Here is a 20,760-nt window from a genome sequence, read left to right as displayed (position 1 = left end):
TCAACGCTCATCAGGTCCGCAACTGGATGACGGTCTGCGAGATCTGCGTGGCAGTATCGATGGCTTTGGCATTGGCCTGAAAATTGCGCTGCGCGGTGATCAGGCCGACCAGTTCTTCGGCGATATCAACGTTCGAGCGTTCGAGTGCGCCGGACAGGAGCGAGCCATACTGCACGGTGCTGGGTTGGCCATAGCTGGCCGCGCCGGACAGCCCGTTTGCTACCCAGTTCGATGAACCGACCTGCTTGAGGCCCTGCGGCGCGATGAAGCTCGCGAGCGCGACCTTGCCAACCACGATGTTCGAGCCATCGGCATAGGACGCGGTGATCGCGCCATCGTCGGCAACGGTGATGCCTGCGAAATCGATAGGGTTGCCCGATGCATCGGTGCCATTGGTGGCGGGGATCAAGGCGTCTGTGGGCGTGGTCGAGGTGATTGTGCCTGTGGCATCGGTCGGGAAGACCTGAAGGCGGTTGTTCGAGCCATCGGTGATGTAGCCTGCCTCGTTGACCGAAAGGCTGCCGTTGCGGGTGTAGAGCGTTTCCTGATTGACGGTGTTCACCAAGGTGAAGAACCCGTCGCCGTTGATTGCCAGATCAAGCGCGGAGCCGGTCTGTTCGATCGGACCCAAGGCAAAGCTTTGCGTGACGCTTTCCACCGCCGCGCCGATGCCGACGATGAGCTTCGGATTGGTGAAGGCGCTGCCGACGACGATATCGGCAAATTCGGTGCGGCTCTTCTTGAAGCCGTTGGTTTCGGCATTGGCGATGTTGTGGCTGATCACGCCAAGGTCAGTTTGGGCGTTCTTGAGGCCGTTCAGGGAAGTGTAGAAGGACATTTGCGTCTCCTGCTGGGATGATCAGGCGGTGGTTGTGGTCGAAGCTGACTGCTGCGCCAGAAGCTGCGCGACAGTGCTGTTGAGCGTGTCGAGCTTGGTCGCGATGGTCGAAAGCGTTTCGGTCTGTTCGGCCGTGCCGCTAACCGATTCCTTGATGTCGTTGAGGTTCGACAGCGACGAGAACTGCGCGAGCTGGGCGAGCATCTGGGTGTTGTCGACCGGATCGGTGGGATCCTGATTCTGAAGCTGGGTGGTGAGCAGCTTGACGAAATCTTCGGCACCCATGCCGCCCCAACCTTGGCCGGCTTTGGACGATGTGGTGGCGCCGTTGACGCCGGTTGTGGAGATAACTGAAGAGATCGACATTACTTCATCCTCATCGTTTCGAGCATCAGTTGCTTGGCGGTCTGCATCGCCTCGACCACGTTCTGGTACTGGCGGCTGCTTTCGAGCATCTCGACCATCTCTGCGTTTTCATCGACCGGTGCTGTCCAGACATCGCCGTTCTCGTCGGCCAGCGGGTGGCCGGGATCGTGCTGGCGGATCGGCGTTGCATCAGAACGGATCACGCCGTTTACGCGCACGGTGGAAAGGCCGTTGGCCTGATCGAGCTGTTCGGCAAAGACGGCGCGCAAGGGACGATAGGCTTCGGCTTCGGTGGCGGTGACGGTGCCTGCGTTCGCGAGGTTTGATGCTGCAGCGTTCATCCGCACCAACTGAGCCGACATGGCGCGGCCGGTGACCTGGAAAAGCGTGAGGGGAGACGTGTTGGGCATGGCTTATTCTCCCCGGATCGCGCGGGTGATGGTTTCGACCCGGCCCTTGAGGAAGCTGAGAGTAGCGGAATAGCCGACAGCGTTTTCGGCAAAGGCGGTCTGTTCGGTGGCCATTTCCACGGTGTTGCCATCAAGGCTGGGCATGACCGGCACGCGATAGCGCGTTGCGCTGTCCATCGCCTGATCCATGCTCGCCCCCGTAGTGCGGGCCTTGAGCGCTGTGGCGAAGTCAATGTCCTTGGCCTTGTAGCCGGGCGTTGCGGCATTCGCGATATTGGACGTCAACAGCCCCATGCGCTGCGAACGCAGTTCCAGCGCGGTGCCGTGAATGCCGAACAGGGTCTCGCTCATACGTGGTGCCTTCACTGGCTGACGGATTGCTGCCGTTGTTTTAGCAAGGCGCGTGCCAAGTGGCGGAATCCGGGCGTTTTGCGGGTAGTGCAGCGCGCAAGCGGCAAGTCCTTGCCGGAAGGCGGCAAATTGCAGGCGGTGGGGTGAATTTTTGCTGCACACTGCCGTTCTGTGGTGCCAAGGAGTTTCGCAGCGCATGGATTTTGCCCCCCTGATCGACGGAACTTCCGCCACAATCGTGTTGGGCGGGACGGCACTGGCGACGGTGCTGCGGTCTGGGCCGAAGGAGCTTGCGCAGACGGCGCGGGCGCTGGCCGCGCTGTTTCGCCCGCGCTTTTCAGCAGAGCAGGCCAAAGCCGATCTGGCAGGGCAGGTCAGCGCCATTCGCCGCGATGGCGTTCTGCGCGTCAATCCACGCCCCATCGGCGACCGCGAGTTCGACGAGGCGACCGATGCGCTGATCCGCTCGCGTTCGCTCGATCCTCTGGTTGACCGGCACCATACGTACCGCCGTGCGCGACTGGCGCAGGCCAACGTGGCCGTGCGCACATTTGCTCAAGCAGCAGAGTTGGGTCCGGTGTTCGGCATGGTCGGCACGCTGGTCTCGCTAAGCGGGCTGCCCGCCGATGGGCTGGACCCTGCGGCGCTGAACGGCGCTATTTCAATGGCGGTGGTGACGACACTCTACGGACTGTTGCTGGCCAACATCGTGCTGGCACCAATCGCGCGGGTCATCGAGCGGCAGGCCCAGGCCGAAGAGCAGGCCCGGCAGGACGTGATCGACTGGCTGACCCGTCAGCTTGAACCGGCGCTACCCTATTCTGCGCCGTCACTACGCGAAGTAGGCGGACCGGCGCCGCGCGCCAATCCGCAGCGTGAAAGGCAGCACGCATGATCATCCGCGCAGGCACAGGGTGGCAGTATGCGCTGGCCGATCTATCGCTGATCCTGTTTCTGGTTACCGCATCCGCACTGTCAGTATCGAGCAAGGCAGGCAAAGCCGCGTTGCCGCCTCCACCGCCGCCCCTGCCTGTTGCCGCCGCGCTTGAAAGCGAACCGGTGGCCGTGTGGAGTGCGGGCGATGGCGCCCCTCCGCTGGCTGAATGGCTGCGGCAGGTTGGCAGCGATCCCCGGCTCGAAGTGCGTGTGGTTGTGCGTTACAGAGACAATGAGCGTGAAGCTGCGGTGGCGCAGGCGATTCAGCTCGCAGCTGCAGGAGGGGCCCGTGCGGCGCAGGCGCGAGTGCTGATAGAGCCGGGCATCCGGGCAGGGGCAAGCGTTTCGCTATACTATGCGACCGAAAGTACCCAACGGTAGGTAGCGCCATTGGCACGATGATTGCTGTTTCATCTGGAACTCAATCATGCGGATGAAGACCGATGCGCCATTTTGCCCGAACTCTTGTGCTTGTTTCCGTGCTGGTCGCACCTGCGATGGCGCAGCCGCCCGGCTATCACGATCTGGCATCGGTAGACGCTGCTGTGGCCGAGTTTACTGGCGTTCGCGCCGGTCAGCCGGGCGGGGCCATCATGCCGGTCGACCGGCGTCTGCGGCTTGCGCCGTGCTATTCGCCGCTTGTGGCTTCTTGGCACGGCAACCGTCAGGACAACGTGATGGTGCGCTGCCCCGATTCAGGTGGGTGGCGGCTGTTCGTTGCCACTTCCGGCAATGGCTTGCAGGACTCTGCCGCTCCGCCGGCCGTGACGCGCGGCGAAGCCGTGACGATTTCGGTCGCGGGAGACGGCTTTGCCGTTACGCAAACTGGCGAGGCGATGGAGGCCGGGCCGCTTGGCGGCTGGATCCGCGTGCGCACCAGCGCCAAGGGCGTACCCATCCGCGCGCGGATCGAGCGGCCCGGTCTGGTGGTCGTCCCGATCGACTGATTTGACTGATTGCAGGAAGTTGCCGGTCAAAAATGCACAAACCGGCAAAAATTTTCCGCTTTGCCACTTAAAACCCTCTGACAGGTTCCGTTCTGCTTCCCGTGAAACGCTAGGAGCGGAACCATGTCACCAATTGAAATCGGTGCATCGCGCCCGGTTGGGCCGGTGCAGGTCAATACCGCACGCAATGCCAAGACGGCAACCGGTGCGCCTGTCACCACAGTCGATGGACCCGCTGCTGCTGCGGTCGAAAGCAGTGCTGCTGCCCAAGTCCAACGGTCTGCCGCGCTTGACGCAGGCCAGTCGGCTCCGGTCGATTTTGAACGGGTCAAGGTAATCCAGCACGCAATCGAAGCGGGCAATTACCCCGTGATCCCGACCAAGATCGCCGATGCCATGATCGCTGCCCAGATGCTGCTGAGGACGCCCCAGTAATGACGACACATCCTGCTGCCCGCACCACCGATGTTCGCGATACGCTGCGGCAGATGCTTGCCGTGCTGCAACAGGAACGGCACGCGCTTGCCGGGCTGGATCTCGACATGATCATGGGCTGCGCATCGAACAAGGCGGACCTTTGCGGCACGCTGGCCGATGTCGAACCGGCACTGGTGGACGAGGAATGCCGGGGACTGCTGGATGCCGCGCGCCGCCTGAACGAGGCCAATCGCAAGGTGCGCAACCTTATAGCCGCCAACGTGTCTTCGCGTCTGGATGCTCTGACCGGCGGCGCGCAGGTCTACAAGGCAACCGCTCAGGTTCATCGCCTCAGAACGGCCTGATCCCGATTTGGCACGAGGTTTGCTGAAGCCCTTCCATGATGCCGCACCGATGCGGCCGGAAGGACAGCCAAGTGAGTTCAGCCGAAGGTTTTGGATTGCCAGTCGCCCCGGCCGCAACCAGCGGTGCCGGGGCGAACGTGCGTTCGGCAATCGCCGGTGCCGCACAGGCCACCGGCACCGACTTTGCCTATCTGATGGCGCAGGCCAAGCTGGAATCGAGCCTCGATCCTTCGGCAAAGGCGCGCACGTCCAGCGCCAGCGGCCTGTACCAGTTCACCAGCGACACCTGGCTGCGCACGCTTGACAAGCACGGCGCAGAACATGGGCTGGGCTGGGCTGCTGACATGATCGAGGGCGGCAGGGTGGGCGACCCGGCAGTGCGTGCACAACTGCTGGCGCTGCGCTTCGATCCGCAGATCGCATCGGTCATGGCGGGCGAGCTTGCCGGCGAAAACAGCGAATACCTGACTGGCGTGTTGGGCCGCGCGCCCGACCATGCCGAACTCTACCTGGCGCATTTCTTTGGTGCTGAAGGGGTGGGGAAGTTCCTTTCGGCGCTGGCCAACGATCCTTCGCAGAGCGCTGCGGGCATCCTGCCAGCGGCGGCGGCAGCGAACCGTTCGACGTTCTATGATGCCGATGGCGCACGTTCGGTGAGCGAGGTCATGTCGGTCATCCGTGCACGCATGGCGCGCGCCAGCGATGACGCAGGCGGCGAAGAGGCGTTGCAGTGGGCGGCGAGCATGGGCGTGACGACAGCCTCTGCCGCCGCGCAGCAGCAGCAGTTCAGCGGCGGACCGATTGCGCGCGAGTTTCAGGGGGCTGCGGCAATGAGCGGCAATCCTGCGCCGTCCGGCGGCAATTCGATGGCAGATACGCTTCGCCAGACGTTTGCGCTCAACGATGGCGGTTCTGCGCCTGCGCATGTCAAACAGGCCTATGGCCGCCTTTCGGCACTGGGGCTGTAAGCGATGCTGAAGCGCTTTGGCTCTCCCGTCGCAATGGCCTTGCCCGGCGGCATTCTCACGCTGATCGTGCTGATGGTGGTGCCGATCCCCGCGGTCCTGCTTGACGTGTTTTTCGTCCTCAACATCGCTCTGTCGGTGGCGATCCTGATGGCGGCGATGAATGCGGAAAAGCCGCTCGATTTCTCGTCCTTCCCCTCGGTCCTGCTGTTTGCCACGCTCCTGCGCCTTGCGCTCAACGTCGCGTCCACGCGCATCGTGCTGGTCAACGGGCACGAAGGCGGCGCGGCGGCGGGGCACGTGATCGAGGCGTTCGGCGCGTTTCTGATCGGCGGCAATTTTGCGGTCGGCCTGTTCGTGTTCCTGATCCTGATGATCATCAACATGGTCGTGGTCACCAAGGGCGCGGGCCGCGTTTCGGAAGTCTCCGCCCGCTTCACCCTCGATGCCTTGCCGGGCAAGCAGATGGCGATCGACGCCGATCTGGCCGCGGGCCTGCTGACGGCTGATGAAGCCAAGGCCCGCCGCCGCGAAGTGGCGACCGAGGCGGACTTCTATGGTTCGATGGATGGTTCGTCGAAATTCGTGAAGGGCGATGCGGTTGCCGCCCTGCTGATTCTTGGCGTCAACATCATAGCAGGCTTCTGCCTTGGCATGATCAGCCACGGGCTGACGGCATCGCAGGCAGCGGAGTTTTATATCACGCTGGCGATTGGCGATGCGCTGGTGGCGCAAGTGCCTTCGCTGCTGCTTTCCATCGCGGCGGCCACCATCGTGACCCGCGTGTCCGATAGCCGTGACCTGACGGGCCAGATCGGCGGACAGTTCTCAAACCCGGCGATCTGGCTGCCCGTGGCGATCATCATGGCAGCCATCGGCGTGATCCCGGCCATGCCGCAGACGATCTTTCTGCCCGCAGCAGGCCTTGCCGGATGGCTGTGGTGGACGCTGAAGAAGCGCGCGGACCGCCCTGTGCCGGTGGTGGTGGAAGAAGCGCCGCCGGTCGATCCGGGTCGCATAACACTGGACGAGGTGAGCGACCATACGCTGGTCACCATCGAGATGGGCTATGGTCTTGTCCATCTGGTCGACGAAAGGCGCGGGTCGCCGCTGGTCGCGCGCATCACCGGGGTGCGCAAGCAATTGTCGCAATCCTTCGGTTTCATCGTGCCGCAGTTTCGCGTCCGGGATTCGCTGGAGATGGCGCCCAATGCCTACCGGGTGCTGTTGGGGGGCGTGCCGATTGGCGTGGGCGAGATGCGGCCTGAGAAAATTCTGGCGATCGACGCCGGTGAGGCCAATCCCGACCACGGCCTGCGCGGCGAGCATACCCGCGATCCCAGCTTCGGGTGCCCTGCCATCTGGATTCAGCCCGCACAGCGCGATCTGGCAATTGCCGAAGGGTTCCTGACAGTCGATGCCAGCACGGTTATCGCCACGCATCTCAATCAGGTTCTGGGGGATCGGCCTTCGGCTCTGCTGGGGCCGGATGAGGTCAAGGCCATCCTTGAGGGTGTGAAGGAGCGTTCGGCAGGGTTGATCGAAACGATCCATCCGCAGCCGATGTCTCTCGGCGCGCTGACTCGCCTGTTCCACGCATTGCTCGACGATGGCATCTCAATCGCCCACCCGCTGCCAATCCTGTCCGCGCTTAGTCAGGCGTTGCAGCAGACCACGGATCATGAGCGTCTGATCGATCTGCTCCGCGCCGATCTGGGCGCCATGATCGTGGGCCGCGCCTGCGGTCCCAATGATCGTCTGCCCGTGGTCACGCTGGAGGCGGGGCTGGAGCAGATGATCGTTTCCGGTATGCACGATCCCGCCACCGGACAGCCGGTGATCGAGCCTGATCTGGCGCGCGGCATTGGCGAGCGGGTTTCTGATCTGATCGCTGGGCGTGGTCCCGGCGCACCGCCCATCGCGCTGATCGTGCAGCCGCGCGCGCGCCGCCCGCTTGCCAACCTGCTGCGCCTGCGCGCGCCCAACTGTCTTGTCCTGTCCATTGCTGAACTGCCGCCGTCGCAGCCCATTGAGGTGATCTCGGTCATCGGCGGCGAGGCGCCTCCATCAACGCACGAAGAGCAACCGACCCTTGAGGGAATTGCCGCATGAAACACGACCACCGCGGTTTTGCCGCCGCACAGGCCTACAAGAAGGATGAGACTGTCGATCGCATCCGGCGTTTCCTGCCGATGGTGAAACGGCTTGCCTGGCACGTTCACGGATCGGGCCGCGCCGGGATAGAGATCGAGGATCTGATACAGGCGGGGCTGGTTGCTCTGACCGAATGTTCGCAGCGGCACGACGGGCCGACAGAGGACGGCTTTGCCGCCTATGCCAAGCTGCGCGTGCGCGGCGCGATGGTCGATCTTGTGCGCCGCTCGACGCCGCTTTCGCGTTCCGCCACCGAGCGGCGGCGTCTGCTGCGCGAGAAGACAACTGCGCTGACCAATGATCTTGGAAGGCCGCCGAGCGACGCAGAGCTTGCCGCCGCAGTTGGTTTGACAGAGCGTGAACTTGCCGATCAGAAAGCTGCGGACGAACCGTTGCGCTTCGAGACGATTGACGACGCCTATTCCGACAGCAACGCCGCCTTTGCCGATGACCGGCCCGACAGCTTCGAAATGCTGGCCGACGCCGAAATGCGCGGCGCGGTGGTGGCGGCCATCACCGATCTGCCCGAACGGTTGCAGATGATCATTCAGCTCTACTTCGTCGAGGAACTGAATCTTGCCGAAATTGCTGAGGTCTTGGGGGTGAGCATCCCCCGCGTTCACCAGTTGAAAGCGCAGGCGCTCGACAAGCTGCGGGCTGGATTGGGTGAGGGCTACGATATTCTCTGACGCACTTGCCAAGTGCCCAAAGCAAGTTTAACCGATCAATTAAACGTGCTTTGGGAGAGGCCATGTGAAAATCGACGCGACGACCAGTGCCGTGGTGACCGGCGGGGCATCGGGCCTTGGCAAGGCGACGGCAGAAGCATTGGCGGCGGCGGGTGTGAAAGTCGCCATATTCGACCTTAACGAAGAAGCGGGCGAGGCAGTGGCGCAGGCTATCGGCGGGCTGTTTTGCAAGGTCGATATCATGTCCGAGGAATCGGTCGTCGCAGGCTTTACCAAGGCGCGCGCCGCGCATGGGCAGGAGCGGGTGTGCGTTCACTGCGCGATGACCCATCGCAAGGGCAAGACCATCAGCCGCAATCGCGACACTGGCGAATTTACGCGCCTTTCCACCGAGGATTATGAATTTGCCGCGCAGGGTATTCTGATTGCCAGCTATCGCGTCGCCTCGCTTTCTGCCCTTGGCATGGCAGGCCTTGATCCGCTTGAGGATGGTGAGCGCGGGACGATCATCCTCACCGCTTCGGTCGCCGCGCAGGACGCGCAAGTGGGGCAGGTGGCCTATGGATCGCTCAAGGCAGGCGTGAACGGGCTTGTCTTGCCGATGGCGCGCGATCTGATGGATCTTGGCATTCGCGTGAATGCGATCATGCCGGGCATTTTTGGCACGCCGCTGCTGGGCCGTCTGCCGGAAAAGGTGCTTGATGGGCTTAGCGCTTCCGTCCCATTCCCCAAACGTCTCGGCAAGCCCGAAGAATACGCCAGCCTTGCGATGGAACTGGTGCGCAATTCCTATTTTAACGGGCAGGCGATCCGTCTCGACGGCGCGATCCGCATGGCCCCTCGTTAGAAGCTGGTGCTGAGGAGATGTCGATGAGCCAATCCCCTTTCCGCGACGATGTTCTGGCAGGCAAGACAGCCTTCATCGCTGGCGGTACCAGCGGTATCAATCTTGGCATCGCCAAACGCTTTGCCGAACTTGGCGCGCGCGTGGCCGTGCTGGGCCGCAACCCGGAAAAGGCCGCGAATGCCGCTGCCGAGATTGGCAGCGATGCGATCTGGCGAGCGGCAGACGTGCGGGACTATGCCGCGCTGTGCGAGGCGATGAAGTCTGTTCGGGACGAGATCGGCGCGCTCGACATCGTGGTGTCAGGCGCTGCGGGGAACTTCCTCGCGCCGGTGTTGGGCATGTCGGCCAATGCGTTCAAAACGGTGGTCGATATCGACCTCTTGGGCACGTTCAACGTGTTTCGCGGTTGCCATGAACTGCTGAACCCCGGCGCGTCATTGATCGCGATCACGGCAGGGCAGGCTGAGCAGGCGATGGCGATGCAGGCCCATGCCTGTGCGGCCAAGGCTGGGATCAACCAGCTTGTCCGCACGCTGGCCATCGAATGGGGACCGGACGTGCGCGTCAATGGCATTTCGCCGGGGCCAATCGCGGATACCGAAGGCATGGCGCGTCTTGCACCGGATGAGGCAACGCGGGCGGCGCACTATGCGCGCATTCCGATGAAGCGCTGGGGCACGGCTTATGAGATTGCAGAAGCGGCGGTGTTCCTGTCCACGCCTGCGGCCAGCTATGTAACCGGCGCAATTCTTGATGTGGACGGCGGCAGTTCGGTGGGCGATGCTTCGCGCACCAGCACTGACAGAGGGTTGGCGTAACGCTCCACCAAGGCAGTGCTTAGCCTGCGTGTTCACCCGTCAGGATCGGATCACCGATGGTCATCTTGCGGCCATCGGTGATGATCACCTTGTCGCCCAGCTTGGCCTGCGCGAACAGCTTGGCGGCAAAATCTTCAGGCACGCCGACGCAGCCGTTGGTGGCATAGCCCTTTTCGACCTTGCTGCCGTGGATCGAAACGCCATCGTTGGTCAGGCGCATCATGTAGGGCATCGGCGCGTCATAGATGTTCGATACGTGATCGGCGTCCTTCTGGGTGATCGGGAAAACGCCAGTGGGTGTCGGTTTGTCGCCATAGCCCTTGAGGATCGCGGCCGCGCCGATTTCGTGCCCGTTACGAAAGACAGAGATCACACGTGCGGTCAGATCAACCGTCACCACCAGCGGGCCGGTAGCGGGCGCGCGGGTTTCGTCCCAATAGAACTTGCCGAACTTGATCGGCTCGTTGATCGGCAGGATCGATTTGACCACGAAGGGGCCATCGACGGGCTTCGGCGTGGCCACGGCGGGGGTGGCGACCGCAGGATTGGCGGCGGCGGTGATCATCGGGGCGGCTTCGGCGGTGGTGTTGCCAAACAATGCGCCGGCAATGTCCTGCCCCGCATGGAACGCCAGAAGCGAGGCGGCACCAGTCGCAACAATCCCTAGCGGCATCCGCACCCAGCGTTTGCTCCAGAAGTTTGATTGCTTCTTCATGCGCCTTGCTCCTTTCGCCTTAAGGAATAGGCATTAACGCGAAGCCTTGCGAGTCCCGAATGTCCTACGTCCCGAGCCGGGACGCGGGCCATTCAGCGAGTTACCAAACAGGGTTAACGGGCGTGGGGGCGAGGCAGGGCTAGTGGATTGATTTTGACATTTGCATCCCCTGGCGGTTGGGATGGGTCCGCAAATGTCAAAATCGTAAAATCCACTAGAATCAGAAGATTGCTAGTGGTCCGAAAAGATTCTGACATTCAAACACTGCCTTGCCTCATACGGTCCCGAATGTCAGAATCGGACCACTAGCTTGCGCCACAGAGCTTCCAGCGGTCCTTGGCCAAAGCGCGCGAGCCACCAGCGCGGCCATGCCAGCATCGCGATCCATCCCAGCACCACGAACGTGGGTAGCCACTGGCGCGGCAGGTCTGCGCCCAGTCCAAGGCCCCAACCGCTGAAGATCGCGGTCATCAGCACGGTGGTGCCGATATAGTTGCTGAAGGCGCAGCGCCCCGCCGCGATCAGCCTTTGTCCCAAGGCCGTGATTTGCGCGCGCGGGAAAAGCAGCACCAGCCCGGCGGCATAGCCGACCGCCATCAACAGGTGCGGCAGCGCCATGCCATGTTCTATTGCTGCAAACATCGCGCGAGGCGGCCAATCATGCGTCCACAACCAGTCTGTCGCGAAAAGCGTCGGCACGCCGCCAAGCACCACCCCTGCCGTTGCGACCAGCGCCAGTCGCCGTCTTGGCCAGTCGGAAAACAGGCCGAGCCGCAACAGTGCCATGCCCGTCAGCATCAGGGGCAGTGTCTCGGTGAAAGTCGAAAGCGTGGTGGTGATCGGTTGCAGCGCCGATTGCGCCAGCTTCAACCGGATCGCACCGATGAATCCGGCGTCCAGAACCGCCATGTCTTTTGCCACGGATGCGGCGATGCGGTCCATCATCGCGGCCTGCTCGGCCACGTCAGCGGCAGGCGCGGTGCCTGCCAGAATGGCCTGTTCGGTCAACACACCGGGCAGGTCCAGCAACGCCTCGATGCCTTGCGACAGGGCATAGAACGGCAGCGCGATGCCCAGCAACTGCCACGGCGAAAGGCGCAGGAAAATCAGCGCTCCAAGCCCGCACAGCGCATAGGAAAACAGGATATCGCCCCACCACAGCAGCGCGAAGTGCAGGTATCCGAACAGCATCAGCCACAGAAGGCGGCGCATTTGCGCGATGTCGGGATTGGTGCCCTGCCGCTCAGCCGCTTGGGCGAACAGCACCATGCTGGCCCCGAACAGCAGCGTGAACAGCGCGCGCATCTTGCCTTCGAACAGCACGAAAGCAAAAGCGAACCACCCCGCGCTGCCCGGTTCAGGATAGGGTATGGCCGGTGAGAACGTGGCCAGCGAAGGCCCCCAGAACCCGGTTATGTTGATCGCCAGAATGCCCAGCACGGCCACGCCGCGTACGAAATCGAGCGCTTCTATGCGGGGTGAGGGGCGGTTCGGGAGAGGTTCTTCGGACAAGCCCTCAGGGCTTTATCACCATGCAGGTGAACCCGCCAGACTTGAGCGCGGCACAGGCCCTATCAGCCTCTGCTTGCCCGGCATACCCGCCTGCGAGTAGGCGGGTTACGCTGCCAGATGGCAAATCGATACGGGCACGTCCTGCCACTTCCGGTCGGCCTTTGACCTTGTTCCACAAACCGTCTGCGTTGGCCTTCACCCCGAACGCGCCCAACTGAACGCGCCAGTTGCCCTTTGCTGCGGGTGTGGGCGCAGCAGTTGCAGTTGCAGTTACCTGTGGTTTGGGCGCTATAGGTTTTGTTGCCGTCACCGGTGGCTTGGGCGCTGGCACTGACACGCGCTTGCCCTGCGGCAGCGGCACCGGATTGGCATATTCCGCCCCCGCAGTGATCACCGAAGGCGGCATGTCCGCCCTTTCCAGCGCGCTGCCCGAAGCGCTCGCCCGGATCGGCGCTGTCGGCGCAGCTTTTACGCCAAGGTCAGCGGCGGCAAACTGCTGGCTGCGCTTGGCTTGCGCTTTAAGTTCAAGGTCGGATGCCAGTGAAACGCCCATCTGCCGCTGTTCCAACGGGATCATCCCATCCATCGTGGCAAGGCCGCGCTTGGCCTGATCCAGCCCCGTCGCTGCCGACCGGCTCATTAAAGCGTAGGCGCGCACCCAGTCCTTGCCCACGCCATCGCCGTTGAAGTGTGCAATGCCAAGGATATACATCGCGCGCGGTTCCCCGCGTTCGGCAGAGGCTTGCAGGAAGGGCAGGGCATCAGCCTTGCGGTTGTCCTGAAACAGCAGCAGGCCCAGCGTGTCCGCGGCCTTGATATGGCCGCTCTGCGCCGCCTTGCGATACCATGCTTCGGCGCGCTTCAGGTCTTGCGGCACACCTTTGCCCAGCTTGTAGGCCTGGCCCATGTTGAACTGCGCGTCGGCATCGCCTTTGGCCGCAGGGCCAAGCCATTCCTTCACCGCAGCCTCATGCTCTCCGCGTGACCATGCGTCCACGCCGGCCTTCACGTCTGCCCATGCCGCCGTGCTGGTGAGCGTTGCCGCAAATGCGATGCCCAGCGCAACAGAAGTGTTGGCACGATGCTTCAAAATGCTCATCGCCAGAATGTCCGTCCTGATGAAACCAGTATTGCGATTGGTGCAACCCGCAAAAGCGACCTTCGGAAACGAAGAGCGATTAACCGTATCGATGCCGCCGGATTGCTTTCCGGCAGTTATAGTCAACGAGACGTTAGCGAAGTCTTAGCGCGAATGCGCGGGGTCGTCTTCAACTATTGCGACCGCATCCGATTCGATGCTTCGACGAGGCAAGCGCCATGTTAACCAAAATTTCAGCCCAATCTGCGAATCCCTATACGACAGATTTTGATTTTCAGGGGGTTTGGCTTTGCGCGTACTGGCATTGGCATCGCAAAAGGGCGGTTCGGGCAAGACTACCTTGTCCGGGCATCTTGCCGTCCAGGCCCAGCGAGCGGGCGCAGGCCCGGTCGTCCTGATCGACATCGATCCCCAAGGTTCGCTGTCGGACTGGTGGAACGAACGCGAAGCCGAATTTCCGGCCTTTGCCCAGACCAGCGTGGCGCGCCTTGCCAGCGATCTTGCGATTCTGCGCCAGCAGGGCTTCAAGCTGGCGGTGATCGATACGCCGCCCGCCATCACGATGGCGATTCAGTCGGTGATATCGGTCGCTGAACTGATCGTCGTGCCGACCCGGCCCAGCCCGCACGATCTGCGCGCCGTGGGCGCAACGGTCGATTTGTGTGATCGCGCCGGAAAACCGCTGATCTTCGTCGTCAACGCGGCAACGCCCAAGGCGCGAATCACGGCAGAGGCCGCGGTCGCGCTTTCGCAGCATGGCACCGTTGCACCGGTCACATTGCACCACCGCACCGATTTTGCCGCATCGATGATCGATGGCCGCACGGTCATGGAAGTCGATCCCAACGGTAAGTCTTCGGCCGAAGTGACTGCGTTGTGGACCTACATTTCCGAACGGCTCGAAAAGAACTTCCGCCGCACCGTTTTTGCCGTGCCGCAGCAGGCAGCGGTCATGCCGATGGCTGGTGCGCAGCGCCCGATGGGTGGCTTTGGTCGCCGCGTCGTCGGCTCGTGATGAGGAGGCGCTTGTGATGGCTGCCATCAAACCGCTCGCTTCGCTGTCGTCCGGCCTGCTCGCTCGCAAGGGCGCGGCCAAGCCCGCGATGCGCCCGCAACTTCTGGTCGATACGGGACAGGCCATTCCGGCATTGTCGCGCGAAGAAGCCGATCTTGAAGATCTGGGCTGGAACGATCTGGGCGAAACCCAGGCTGCACCGGCAGAAAAGCCGGTGATCGTGCAGCAACAGGAAGCGCTTGCTGCGGCTGTTGCGCCTTTCGAAACTGAAGCGGCCCCGCGCCGCAGGATGAAGGCCGGCAAGGAAGTGCGCTCTGCCCTGGCCGAAGGGCGCAAGGCTGCTTTTACGCTGCGGCTCGACAACTACCGCCACCTGCGCCTGCGCCTCGCTTCGACGCTGTCCGATCGCAGCGCTCAAGCTGTGGTGACCGAAGCGCTCGACCGCTACCTCGCCGATCTGCCCGAAGTTGAAGCGCTCGCGCGCCGCGCCGTCGGCCAGCGCTGAGCAATCGAAGGAATATCGAGAATGTTGACCCGCATCTCCACCTTCGCGCCTGACCGCACCACGCGGTTGATCCTGTCTACCGCGCTGGCGGCGGGCCTGCTGACCGGCTGCGGCGCTGCTGGCGTTCAGCCGGGCAAACTGGCGTCAACCGCACAGTCGGCTTTGACCAAGGGCGATGCCGATGGTGCAATCCTGAATGCCGAGAAAGCCGTGCTGGCTGACCCGCGCAATTCGGCTTACCGCGTGCTTCTGGGCAATGCCTATCTCAAAGCTGGCCGCTTTGAATCCGCGCGTCAGGCTTATGATGATGCGATGGAACTGGGCGAGGACAGCAGCCGCACCGCGCTCAGCCTCGCGCTGGCCGATCTGGCGCTGGGTCGCAATGCCGAAGCGATCGACACGCTGAATTCCTATCGCGATACCGTTGCTGCTTCGGATTATGGTCTTGCGCTGGCGCTGTCCGGCCAGCCTGCTCAGGGCATTGCGGTGTTGGGCGAAGCGCTGCGCGGCGGTGAAAACACGCCGAAGGTGCGCCAGAACCTCGCCCTTGCCTATGCCCTGGCCGGGCGCTGGCGCGAAGCACGTGCGATGGCCGCAGAAGACGTGCCGGTGGACCAGTTGGGTGACCGCATGGAACAGTGGGCCCTGTTGAGCTTTTCCGAGCGCAGCCGTGATCGTGTGGCCAGCCTGCTTTCCGTGCCGTTGCGAGCAGATCAGGGCCAGCCTGACAGGCTTGCGCTGGCAAACTTCCCGGCGACCGAACAGCTTGCCGCAGAAGCCGCAACTCGTGCAGAGCCTGTTCCGGTGGCTGCTGTGGCCGCAGCCCCGGCACTGGCGGAAGCCGCGGTTCAGGAACTTCCTGCCATAGAGGCTGAACAGCACGCTGCGCCGTCACTGGCTGATTCCTCTTCGCAAACCAAGGCGCAGCAGCTTGCGCTGATCGATTTGCCGCAGTCCCGTCCGGCAGCCACGGTCATCGCGCCGCGCGCCACGCCCAACGCTCCTGCGGTAAAGCGCGCTGCGCCAAAACCGGTCGCGGCTGTCGTTGCCAAATCGGGCACGCATATGGTGCAACTCGGCTCTTTCGCCACGGCGGAAGGTGCACGTCGCGCATGGCGCCATTACACGTCGCGCAATCCCGGGCTGCAGGGGTTTACCAATGTGACCACGCAGGTCACGGTGAACGGCAAGCAGTTCTGGCGCGTGCAGGCCGCCGGATTTGGCGGCTATGCCTCGGCAAGGTCGATGTGCGGAGCGGTAAAATCGCGGGGCGGCAATTGCCTTGTCCTGCGCGGCAACGCACCCGGCCAGCCCGGCCCGCAGCGTGCAATCGAATCGCGCATGGCCAAGCGCTGACCTGACTATAGTTTGAGGGCGCAGCGAGGTGCGGAACCAATTGGTTCTGCACCTCGCTTGCGTTTTCAGCCGACTTGTTTGCCGCCCTTGAACAGTGCCGTGACGCGGCCTTCCACCGGACGGCGATCAAACGGGGTGTTGCCCGCCGCTGCTGCCATCTTGTCCGAATTGACGATCCACGGACGCACCGAATCGACCACGGCGATGTCCGCTTTGGCCCCCGTTTCCAGCCTTCCGGCTTCAACGCCCAGCAGTTTCGCCGGATTGGTCGCCAGCAGTTCAAACGCGCGGCCCATGCCGATCACGCCATCGCGCACCAGCGTCAGCGTCAGCGGCAGCAGCGTTTCCGCGCCCGCCATGCCGGGTTCGGCATCGGCAAAGGGCAGGCGCTTGTCTTCCGGTCCGCGCGGATCATGGCCAGACGAAATCACGTCGATCGTGCCATCGCCAATCGCGGCGATCACGGCCTTGCGATCTGCGTCTTGCCGCAGCGGCGGCGACAGACGGCAAAATGTGCGGAAGCCCACCAGTTCGAGGTCAGACAGCATGAAGTGCGCAGGCGTAACCCCCGCCGTCACCCGCAGCCCACGTGCCTTTGCCGCGCGCACCAGATCGAGCGCGCGGGCCGTCGTCACCTGCCGGAAATGCACATGTGCGCCGGAAAGTTCGGCCAGCGCAATATCGCGCGCTACCGCCAGCGCTTCGGCCTCGGCAGGCGCGCTGGGCAGGCCGAGCCTTGTTGCGACATCGCCCGCCGTCGCCACCGCGCTGCCCGTGATTCCGGCATCTTCGGCATGGGTGACGACCACCAGCCCCAACATCGCGCAATAGCGCAGCAGCCGCAGCATCACGCCCGAATCTGCGATCCAGCCGCGCCCGGTGGCAACAGCCTTCGCGCCCGCATCGCGCATCAGCGCCAGTTCAGCCAGTTCCGAACCTTCCAGCCCGCGCGTCGCCGCCGCAAGCGGATGAACCCACATATCCGGCTTGCCCGATTGCGCGGCAAAGCGCACCCGCGCCGGATGGTCCAGCACCGGTCCCTGATCGGGCATCAGCGCGGCGCGCGTGATCCCGCCGAAATGGAACGCGGGCTTGTCCACGGCGAAAACGCCCAGATCGACCAGCCCCGGTGCCACCAGCTTGCCGCCAGCGTCGAAAACCTCGTCGCCATCCTGCGGCGTCACATCGCCCAGCGCGACGATTCGCCCGCCCTCGCAGCGCAGCGCACCGCTGACAGGTTCGCCCGAACCCAGCACCAGCTTGCCGCCGGTGATCGTGAGAGGCTGTGCGATCATGCCGCCACTCCTTCCGCTTCCCAGCCTGCCACGCCGCGCGCTCGGCGCGTCAGCACTTCAAGGCAGGCCATGCGGATCGCAACGCCCATTTCCACCTGCCGCGTGATCAGGCTGCACGTGGGATGGTCGGCCACGGTCGAATCGATCTCGATCCCCCGGTTCATCGGCCCCGGATGCATCACGAAAGCGTCCGGTTCGGCCTTGGCCAGCCGTTCCGGCGTAAGCCCGTAAAGGTGCCGGTATTCGCGCGGGGAGGGGATGAACTGCCCGCTCATGCGCTCCTGCTGCAATCGCAGCATCATCACGATGTTGGCACCCTTCAGCGCCGCGTCAAAATCGAAGAACGGCGTCACTCCCATCGCCTCGACCTCGGCCGGCATCAGCGCAGGCGGCGCACAGACGCGCACATCGGCACCCAGCGCGGTCAGGCTGAGGATATTCGAGCGCGCCACGCGGCTGTGCAGAATATCCCCGCAGATCGTCACTTTCAGCCCGTTGAGGTCAGACCCCACCGGTAGCCCCAGCGCGTGCCGCATCGTCAGCGCATCCAGCAGCGCCTGCGTCGGATGCTCATGCTGCCCGTCACCGGCATTCAGCACCGGACAATCCACCTTCTCCGCGATCAGCCGCACCGCGCCCGAACTCGCATGGCGGATCACGATGGCATCGGCGCGCATCGCGTTCAGCGTCATCGCCGTATCGATCAGCGTTTCGCCCTTCTTCACGCTGCTGGTGGCGGCGTGCATGTTCACCACATCCGCACCCAGTCGCTTGCCTGCAATCTCGAAGCTCAGCAGCGTGCGCGTGGAGTTTTCGAAGAAGGCGTTGATGATCGTCAGCCCGTTCAGCAGGTCGACTTTCTTCTTCGGCTGCCGGTTCAGTTCCACCCACTGCTCCGCCTCGTCGAGCAGGTAGAGGATCTCATGGCGCGCAAGCTGGCCGATGCCGGTCAGGTCACGGTGCGGAAAGGCAAGGCCGCCCGCTGGATAGCGGCCTGCTTGGGGTGAGGTTGGGCTTTGCATTGAAACCAGTTCCCTAGAGGCGCGTTGGGAAAGGCTCAAGCCGTTTCCCGCTGGCTTTGCCCGCCCGTCCACAATAGTCTGCACATCATGAGCTTTGCCAAATCGGTCTGGAAGATCCTCGTCGCCATCAAGGACGGTCTTGTCCTGTTGTTCCTGCTGCTGTTCTTCGCGGGGCTGTATGCACTTCTCAGCTTCCGCCCCGCGCCCGGCATGGTGCGCGAAGGCGCGCTTTACCTGCCGCTGACGGGCGTGGTGGTTGAGGAAGCGAGCGACATTTCGCCCACCTCATTCCTCACAGGCCAGACGCCAGCGCCGGAATATACCGCCCGCGATCTTTCCCGCGCCATCACCGAAGCCGCCACCGACACGCGGATCAAGGCCGTCGTGCTCGATCTCGAAGCTTTCGGCGGCGGATCGATGGTCCACCTCAGCCAGATCGGCGCGGCGATGGACAAGGTGCGCGCCGCCAAGAAGCCCGTGCTGGTCCGCTCGCTGATCTACACCGACGATGCGATGCAGCTTGCCGTCCACGCCAGCGAGGCCTGGGTCGATCCGATGGGCGGGGTGGTCGTCACCGGTCCCGGCGGTTCGCTGCTGTTCTACAAGGGCCTGATCGACAAGCTGAAAGCCACCGTCCACGTCTTCAAGGTCGGCACCTACAAAAGCGCGGTTGAACCCTACATGCGCGCCGATATGTCGCCCGAAGCGCGCGAAGCCATGCAGGGCGTCTATGGCGCGATCTGGCAGAACTGGCAGGACGAGGTGAAGAAGGCCCGCCCCAAGGCGAACCTTGCACCGCTCCTCACCGATCCCGAAAAGTGGGTGGCCGATAGCGGCGGCGATGCCGCGCAGGCCGCGCTGAAATCGGGTCTGGTTGACCGCGTGGGTGATCGCGTGGACTTCGGCAAGCGCGTGGCCGAACTGGTCGGCGCGGATGAAGAGGCGGGCCTCGGCGGCTTCAAGGCCAACGAATTGCCCGTTTATCTGGCCGACAAAACGCCGGCGAAAGCGGGCAAGGCCATCGCCGTCGTCACTGTCGCAGGCGAAATCGTCGATGGCGATGCCGGCCCCGGCAGCGCCGGAGGGGACCGCATTGCCGATCTGATCGATGGCGTCACCGCCAGCGAGGACTACGCAGGCCTCGTCCTGCGCGTCGATTCCCCCGGCGGCTCGGTCCTCGCCTCCGAACGCATCCGCGCGGCGGTGGAGCGGGTGAAGGCCAAGGGCCTGCCGGTCGCCGTCTCGATGGGCAGTCTTGCGGCCAGCGGCGGCTATTGGGTGTCCACGCCCGCCCAGCGCATCTTTGCGGAACCCAGCACGATCACCGGCTCCATCGGCGTTTTCGCCGTCCTGCCCAGCTTCGAAAACACGCTGCCCCAGTTCGGCGTCACCACCGATTCGATCCGCACCACGCCGTTCTCCGGCCAGCCAGACCTGCTCGGCGGCCTCAGCCCGCAAGTCTCCGCCGTGCTCCAAGGGCAAGTCGAACGCATCTATGGCCGCTTCGTCGGGCTAGTCGCCAAATCCCGCAGCAAATCCGCCGCCGATATCGACAAGATCGCCCAAGGCCGCGTGTGGGACGGCGGCACCGCCCGCCAGCTTGGCCTCGTCGATGAATTTGGCGGTCTGGACCAGGCCGTCGCATGGGTCGCCAAACAGGCCAAGGCCAAGGAATGGCACGCCGCGTATGTGGCCGACGCCCCCAGCCCCTTCGCACAGCTCCTCCGCCAGATGGAAAGCGGCGAGGCCCCCGCTGCGCGATCGCATGATCTGGCAGGCGCGCTGGCGGCGCGTCAGCAGGGTTTGTTGGCGAGGCTGGAGGCGGACCTGGCGCGGTTGACCACTGACGGCGGGATCAAGGCGTATTGCCTTGAGTGTGCGGGCGAGCAGCGGGGTGCGGCTACAGCGCGCGGTGGGCAGGATGGGGGAGTGCTTCGGTTGCTTACGCTGCTAGTTCGGAGGTAACTTCGACAGGACTTCACCTTACGTAAATTGCTGCGGCAATCGCTTGTGGAAAGTCATTGCCATCCCTTAGAACATTCTAGGCGGCGTGGACAAATTTGAGCCAGTATCTGGCTGTGGCGATATGGACCATGCCGAGGAAGCTATTGGCAAGCTGATCGTAGCGGGTAGCGATC

The 20,760-nt window shown here is 63.5% G+C and carries 23 protein-coding genes; 14 read left to right on the top strand and 9 right to left on the bottom strand.

What is annotated here, in order from left to right; all coding sequences use genetic code 11:
- Positions 1 to 10 precede the first annotated feature (10 nt).
- The 4 genes from HGI47_RS12215 to flgB are packed head-to-tail and all read right to left on the bottom strand — an operon-like array spanning position 11 to position 1,965.
- Positions 11 to 838: a flagellar hook-basal body complex protein gene (locus HGI47_RS12215; protein ID WP_168853058.1), complete on the bottom strand. Its 828-nt coding sequence runs from the start codon at positions 836 to 838 to the stop codon at positions 11 to 13.
- A gap of 21 nt (positions 839 to 859) precedes the next feature.
- Positions 860 to 1,204, bottom strand: coding sequence for a flagellar hook assembly protein FlgD (locus HGI47_RS12210; protein WP_206066167.1), 345 nt, complete (start codon positions 1,202 to 1,204; stop codon positions 860 to 862).
- Positions 1,204 to 1,614, bottom strand: a complete 411-nt coding sequence (flgC, locus tag HGI47_RS12205) for a flagellar basal body rod protein FlgC (RefSeq protein WP_168853057.1) — start codon at positions 1,612 to 1,614, stop codon at positions 1,204 to 1,206. The genes HGI47_RS12210 and flgC overlap by 1 nt, the downstream gene beginning before the upstream one ends.
- Positions 1,615 to 1,617: 3 nt before the next feature.
- Positions 1,618 to 1,965 carry a flagellar basal body rod protein FlgB gene (gene flgB / locus HGI47_RS12200; RefSeq protein ID WP_168853056.1) on the bottom strand — a complete coding sequence of 116 codons (348 nt, stop codon included), beginning with the start codon at positions 1,963 to 1,965 and terminating at the stop codon, positions 1,618 to 1,620.
- A gap of 196 nt (positions 1,966 to 2,161) precedes the next feature.
- Between flgB and HGI47_RS12195 the strand changes: the two genes are divergently transcribed.
- The 10 genes from HGI47_RS12195 to HGI47_RS12150 all read left to right on the top strand — a co-directional run bounded on the left by HGI47_RS12195 (position 2,162) and on the right by HGI47_RS12150 (position 10,103).
- Positions 2,162 to 2,860 carry a MotA/TolQ/ExbB proton channel family protein gene (locus HGI47_RS12195; RefSeq protein ID WP_168853055.1) on the top strand — a complete coding sequence of 233 codons (699 nt, stop codon included), beginning with the start codon at positions 2,162 to 2,164 and terminating at the stop codon, positions 2,858 to 2,860.
- Positions 2,857 to 3,282 carry a hypothetical protein gene (locus HGI47_RS12190; RefSeq protein WP_168853054.1) on the top strand — a complete coding sequence of 142 codons (426 nt, stop codon included), beginning with the start codon at positions 2,857 to 2,859 and terminating at the stop codon, positions 3,280 to 3,282. Before HGI47_RS12195 ends, HGI47_RS12190 begins: the two co-directional genes overlap by 4 nt.
- A 98-nt stretch (positions 3,283 to 3,380) precedes the next feature.
- Positions 3,381 to 3,848 carry a flagella basal body P-ring formation protein FlgA gene (locus tag HGI47_RS12185; protein ID WP_370521704.1) on the top strand — a complete coding sequence of 156 codons (468 nt, stop codon included), beginning with the start codon at positions 3,381 to 3,383 and terminating at the stop codon, positions 3,846 to 3,848.
- A 123-nt stretch (positions 3,849 to 3,971) separates the two neighbouring features.
- Entirely contained in the window at positions 3,972 to 4,283 is a 312-nt protein-coding gene (gene flgM, locus HGI47_RS12180) for a flagellar biosynthesis anti-sigma factor FlgM (protein WP_168853052.1), read from the top strand.
- Positions 4,283 to 4,630, top strand: coding sequence for a flagellar protein FlgN (locus HGI47_RS12175; RefSeq protein WP_240950161.1), 348 nt, complete (start codon positions 4,283 to 4,285; stop codon positions 4,628 to 4,630). The genes flgM and HGI47_RS12175 overlap by 1 nt, the downstream gene beginning before the upstream one ends.
- Before the next feature lie 71 nt (positions 4,631 to 4,701).
- Complete coding sequence (locus HGI47_RS12170) at positions 4,702 to 5,598, top strand: lytic transglycosylase domain-containing protein (protein WP_370521703.1); 897 nt, start codon at positions 4,702 to 4,704, stop codon at positions 5,596 to 5,598.
- A gap of 3 nt (positions 5,599 to 5,601) precedes the next feature.
- Positions 5,602 to 7,707, top strand: coding sequence for a flagellar biosynthesis protein FlhA (locus tag HGI47_RS12165; RefSeq protein ID WP_168853051.1), 2,106 nt, complete (start codon positions 5,602 to 5,604; stop codon positions 7,705 to 7,707).
- Positions 7,704 to 8,438, top strand: coding sequence for a sigma-70 family RNA polymerase sigma factor (locus HGI47_RS12160; RefSeq protein ID WP_168853050.1), 735 nt, complete (start codon positions 7,704 to 7,706; stop codon positions 8,436 to 8,438). Before HGI47_RS12165 ends, HGI47_RS12160 begins: the two co-directional genes overlap by 4 nt.
- Before the next feature lie 64 nt (positions 8,439 to 8,502).
- Positions 8,503 to 9,285: an SDR family oxidoreductase gene (locus tag HGI47_RS12155; protein ID WP_168853049.1), complete on the top strand. Its 783-nt coding sequence runs from the start codon at positions 8,503 to 8,505 to the stop codon at positions 9,283 to 9,285.
- Between the two features lie 23 nt (positions 9,286 to 9,308).
- Positions 9,309 to 10,103: an SDR family oxidoreductase gene (locus tag HGI47_RS12150; protein ID WP_168853048.1), complete on the top strand. Its 795-nt coding sequence runs from the start codon at positions 9,309 to 9,311 to the stop codon at positions 10,101 to 10,103.
- Between the two features lie 19 nt (positions 10,104 to 10,122).
- On the opposite strand, the gene HGI47_RS12145 is transcribed toward HGI47_RS12150, so the two are convergent.
- The 3 genes from HGI47_RS12145 to HGI47_RS12135 all read right to left on the bottom strand — a co-directional run bounded on the left by HGI47_RS12145 (position 10,123) and on the right by HGI47_RS12135 (position 13,429).
- Positions 10,123 to 10,818 (bottom strand): L,D-transpeptidase family protein, encoded by a 696-nt coding sequence (locus HGI47_RS12145; protein WP_168853047.1) that lies wholly within the window; start codon positions 10,816 to 10,818, stop codon positions 10,123 to 10,125.
- Positions 10,819 to 11,109: 291 nt separating this feature from the next.
- Positions 11,110 to 12,330, bottom strand: a complete 1,221-nt coding sequence (locus HGI47_RS12140; RefSeq protein ID WP_168853046.1) for a DUF418 domain-containing protein — start codon at positions 12,328 to 12,330, stop codon at positions 11,110 to 11,112.
- Positions 12,331 to 12,334: 4 nt separating this feature from the next.
- The gene (locus HGI47_RS12135) at positions 12,335 to 13,429 is read right to left on the bottom strand and encodes an SPOR domain-containing protein (RefSeq protein WP_168853045.1); all 1,095 of its coding nucleotides are present in this window, start codon (positions 13,427 to 13,429) and stop codon (positions 12,335 to 12,337) included.
- Between the two features lie 289 nt (positions 13,430 to 13,718).
- On the opposite strand from HGI47_RS12135, the gene HGI47_RS12130 reads away from it, so the two are divergent.
- From HGI47_RS12130 to HGI47_RS12120, 3 genes are read left to right on the top strand one after another with little or no spacing between them, the layout of a single operon-like run.
- Positions 13,719 to 14,444 (top strand): ParA family protein, encoded by a 726-nt coding sequence (locus HGI47_RS12130; protein ID WP_168853044.1) that lies wholly within the window; start codon positions 13,719 to 13,721, stop codon positions 14,442 to 14,444.
- Positions 14,445 to 14,460: 16 nt separating this feature from the next.
- On the top strand, positions 14,461 to 14,949 hold the full coding sequence (locus tag HGI47_RS12125; protein ID WP_168853043.1) for a hypothetical protein: 489 nt from the start codon (positions 14,461 to 14,463) through the stop codon (positions 14,947 to 14,949).
- A gap of 21 nt (positions 14,950 to 14,970) precedes the next feature.
- Complete coding sequence (locus tag HGI47_RS12120) at positions 14,971 to 16,305, top strand: SPOR domain-containing protein (protein WP_168853042.1); 1,335 nt, start codon at positions 14,971 to 14,973, stop codon at positions 16,303 to 16,305.
- Between the two features lie 65 nt (positions 16,306 to 16,370).
- Here HGI47_RS12120 and HGI47_RS12115 read toward each other — a convergent pair whose 3' ends face one another.
- Both HGI47_RS12115 and HGI47_RS12110 read right to left on the bottom strand, forming a co-directional pair.
- Complete coding sequence (locus HGI47_RS12115) at positions 16,371 to 17,600, bottom strand: dihydroorotase family protein (protein WP_168853041.1); 1,230 nt, start codon at positions 17,598 to 17,600, stop codon at positions 16,371 to 16,373.
- A complete protein-coding gene (locus HGI47_RS12110; RefSeq protein WP_168853040.1) occupies positions 17,597 to 18,622 on the bottom strand; it encodes an aspartate carbamoyltransferase catalytic subunit in 1,026 nt (341 codons plus the stop codon). The genes HGI47_RS12115 and HGI47_RS12110 overlap by 4 nt, the downstream gene beginning before the upstream one ends.
- 87 nt (positions 18,623 to 18,709) lie before the next feature.
- Between HGI47_RS12110 and sppA the strand changes: the two genes are divergently transcribed.
- A complete protein-coding gene (gene sppA / locus HGI47_RS12105; RefSeq protein WP_168853039.1) occupies positions 18,710 to 20,587 on the top strand; it encodes a signal peptide peptidase SppA in 1,878 nt (625 codons plus the stop codon).
- Positions 20,588 to 20,760: the final 173 nt, after the last annotated feature.

The organism is Novosphingobium sp. ERN07, from assembly GCF_012641335.1.
In the GTDB taxonomy this organism is placed as follows: Bacteria; Pseudomonadota; Alphaproteobacteria; order Sphingomonadales; family Sphingomonadaceae; genus Novosphingobium.
The sequence above is the reverse complement of the archived record's forward strand: the minus strand, read 5'-3'. Positions and strand labels throughout refer to the sequence as shown.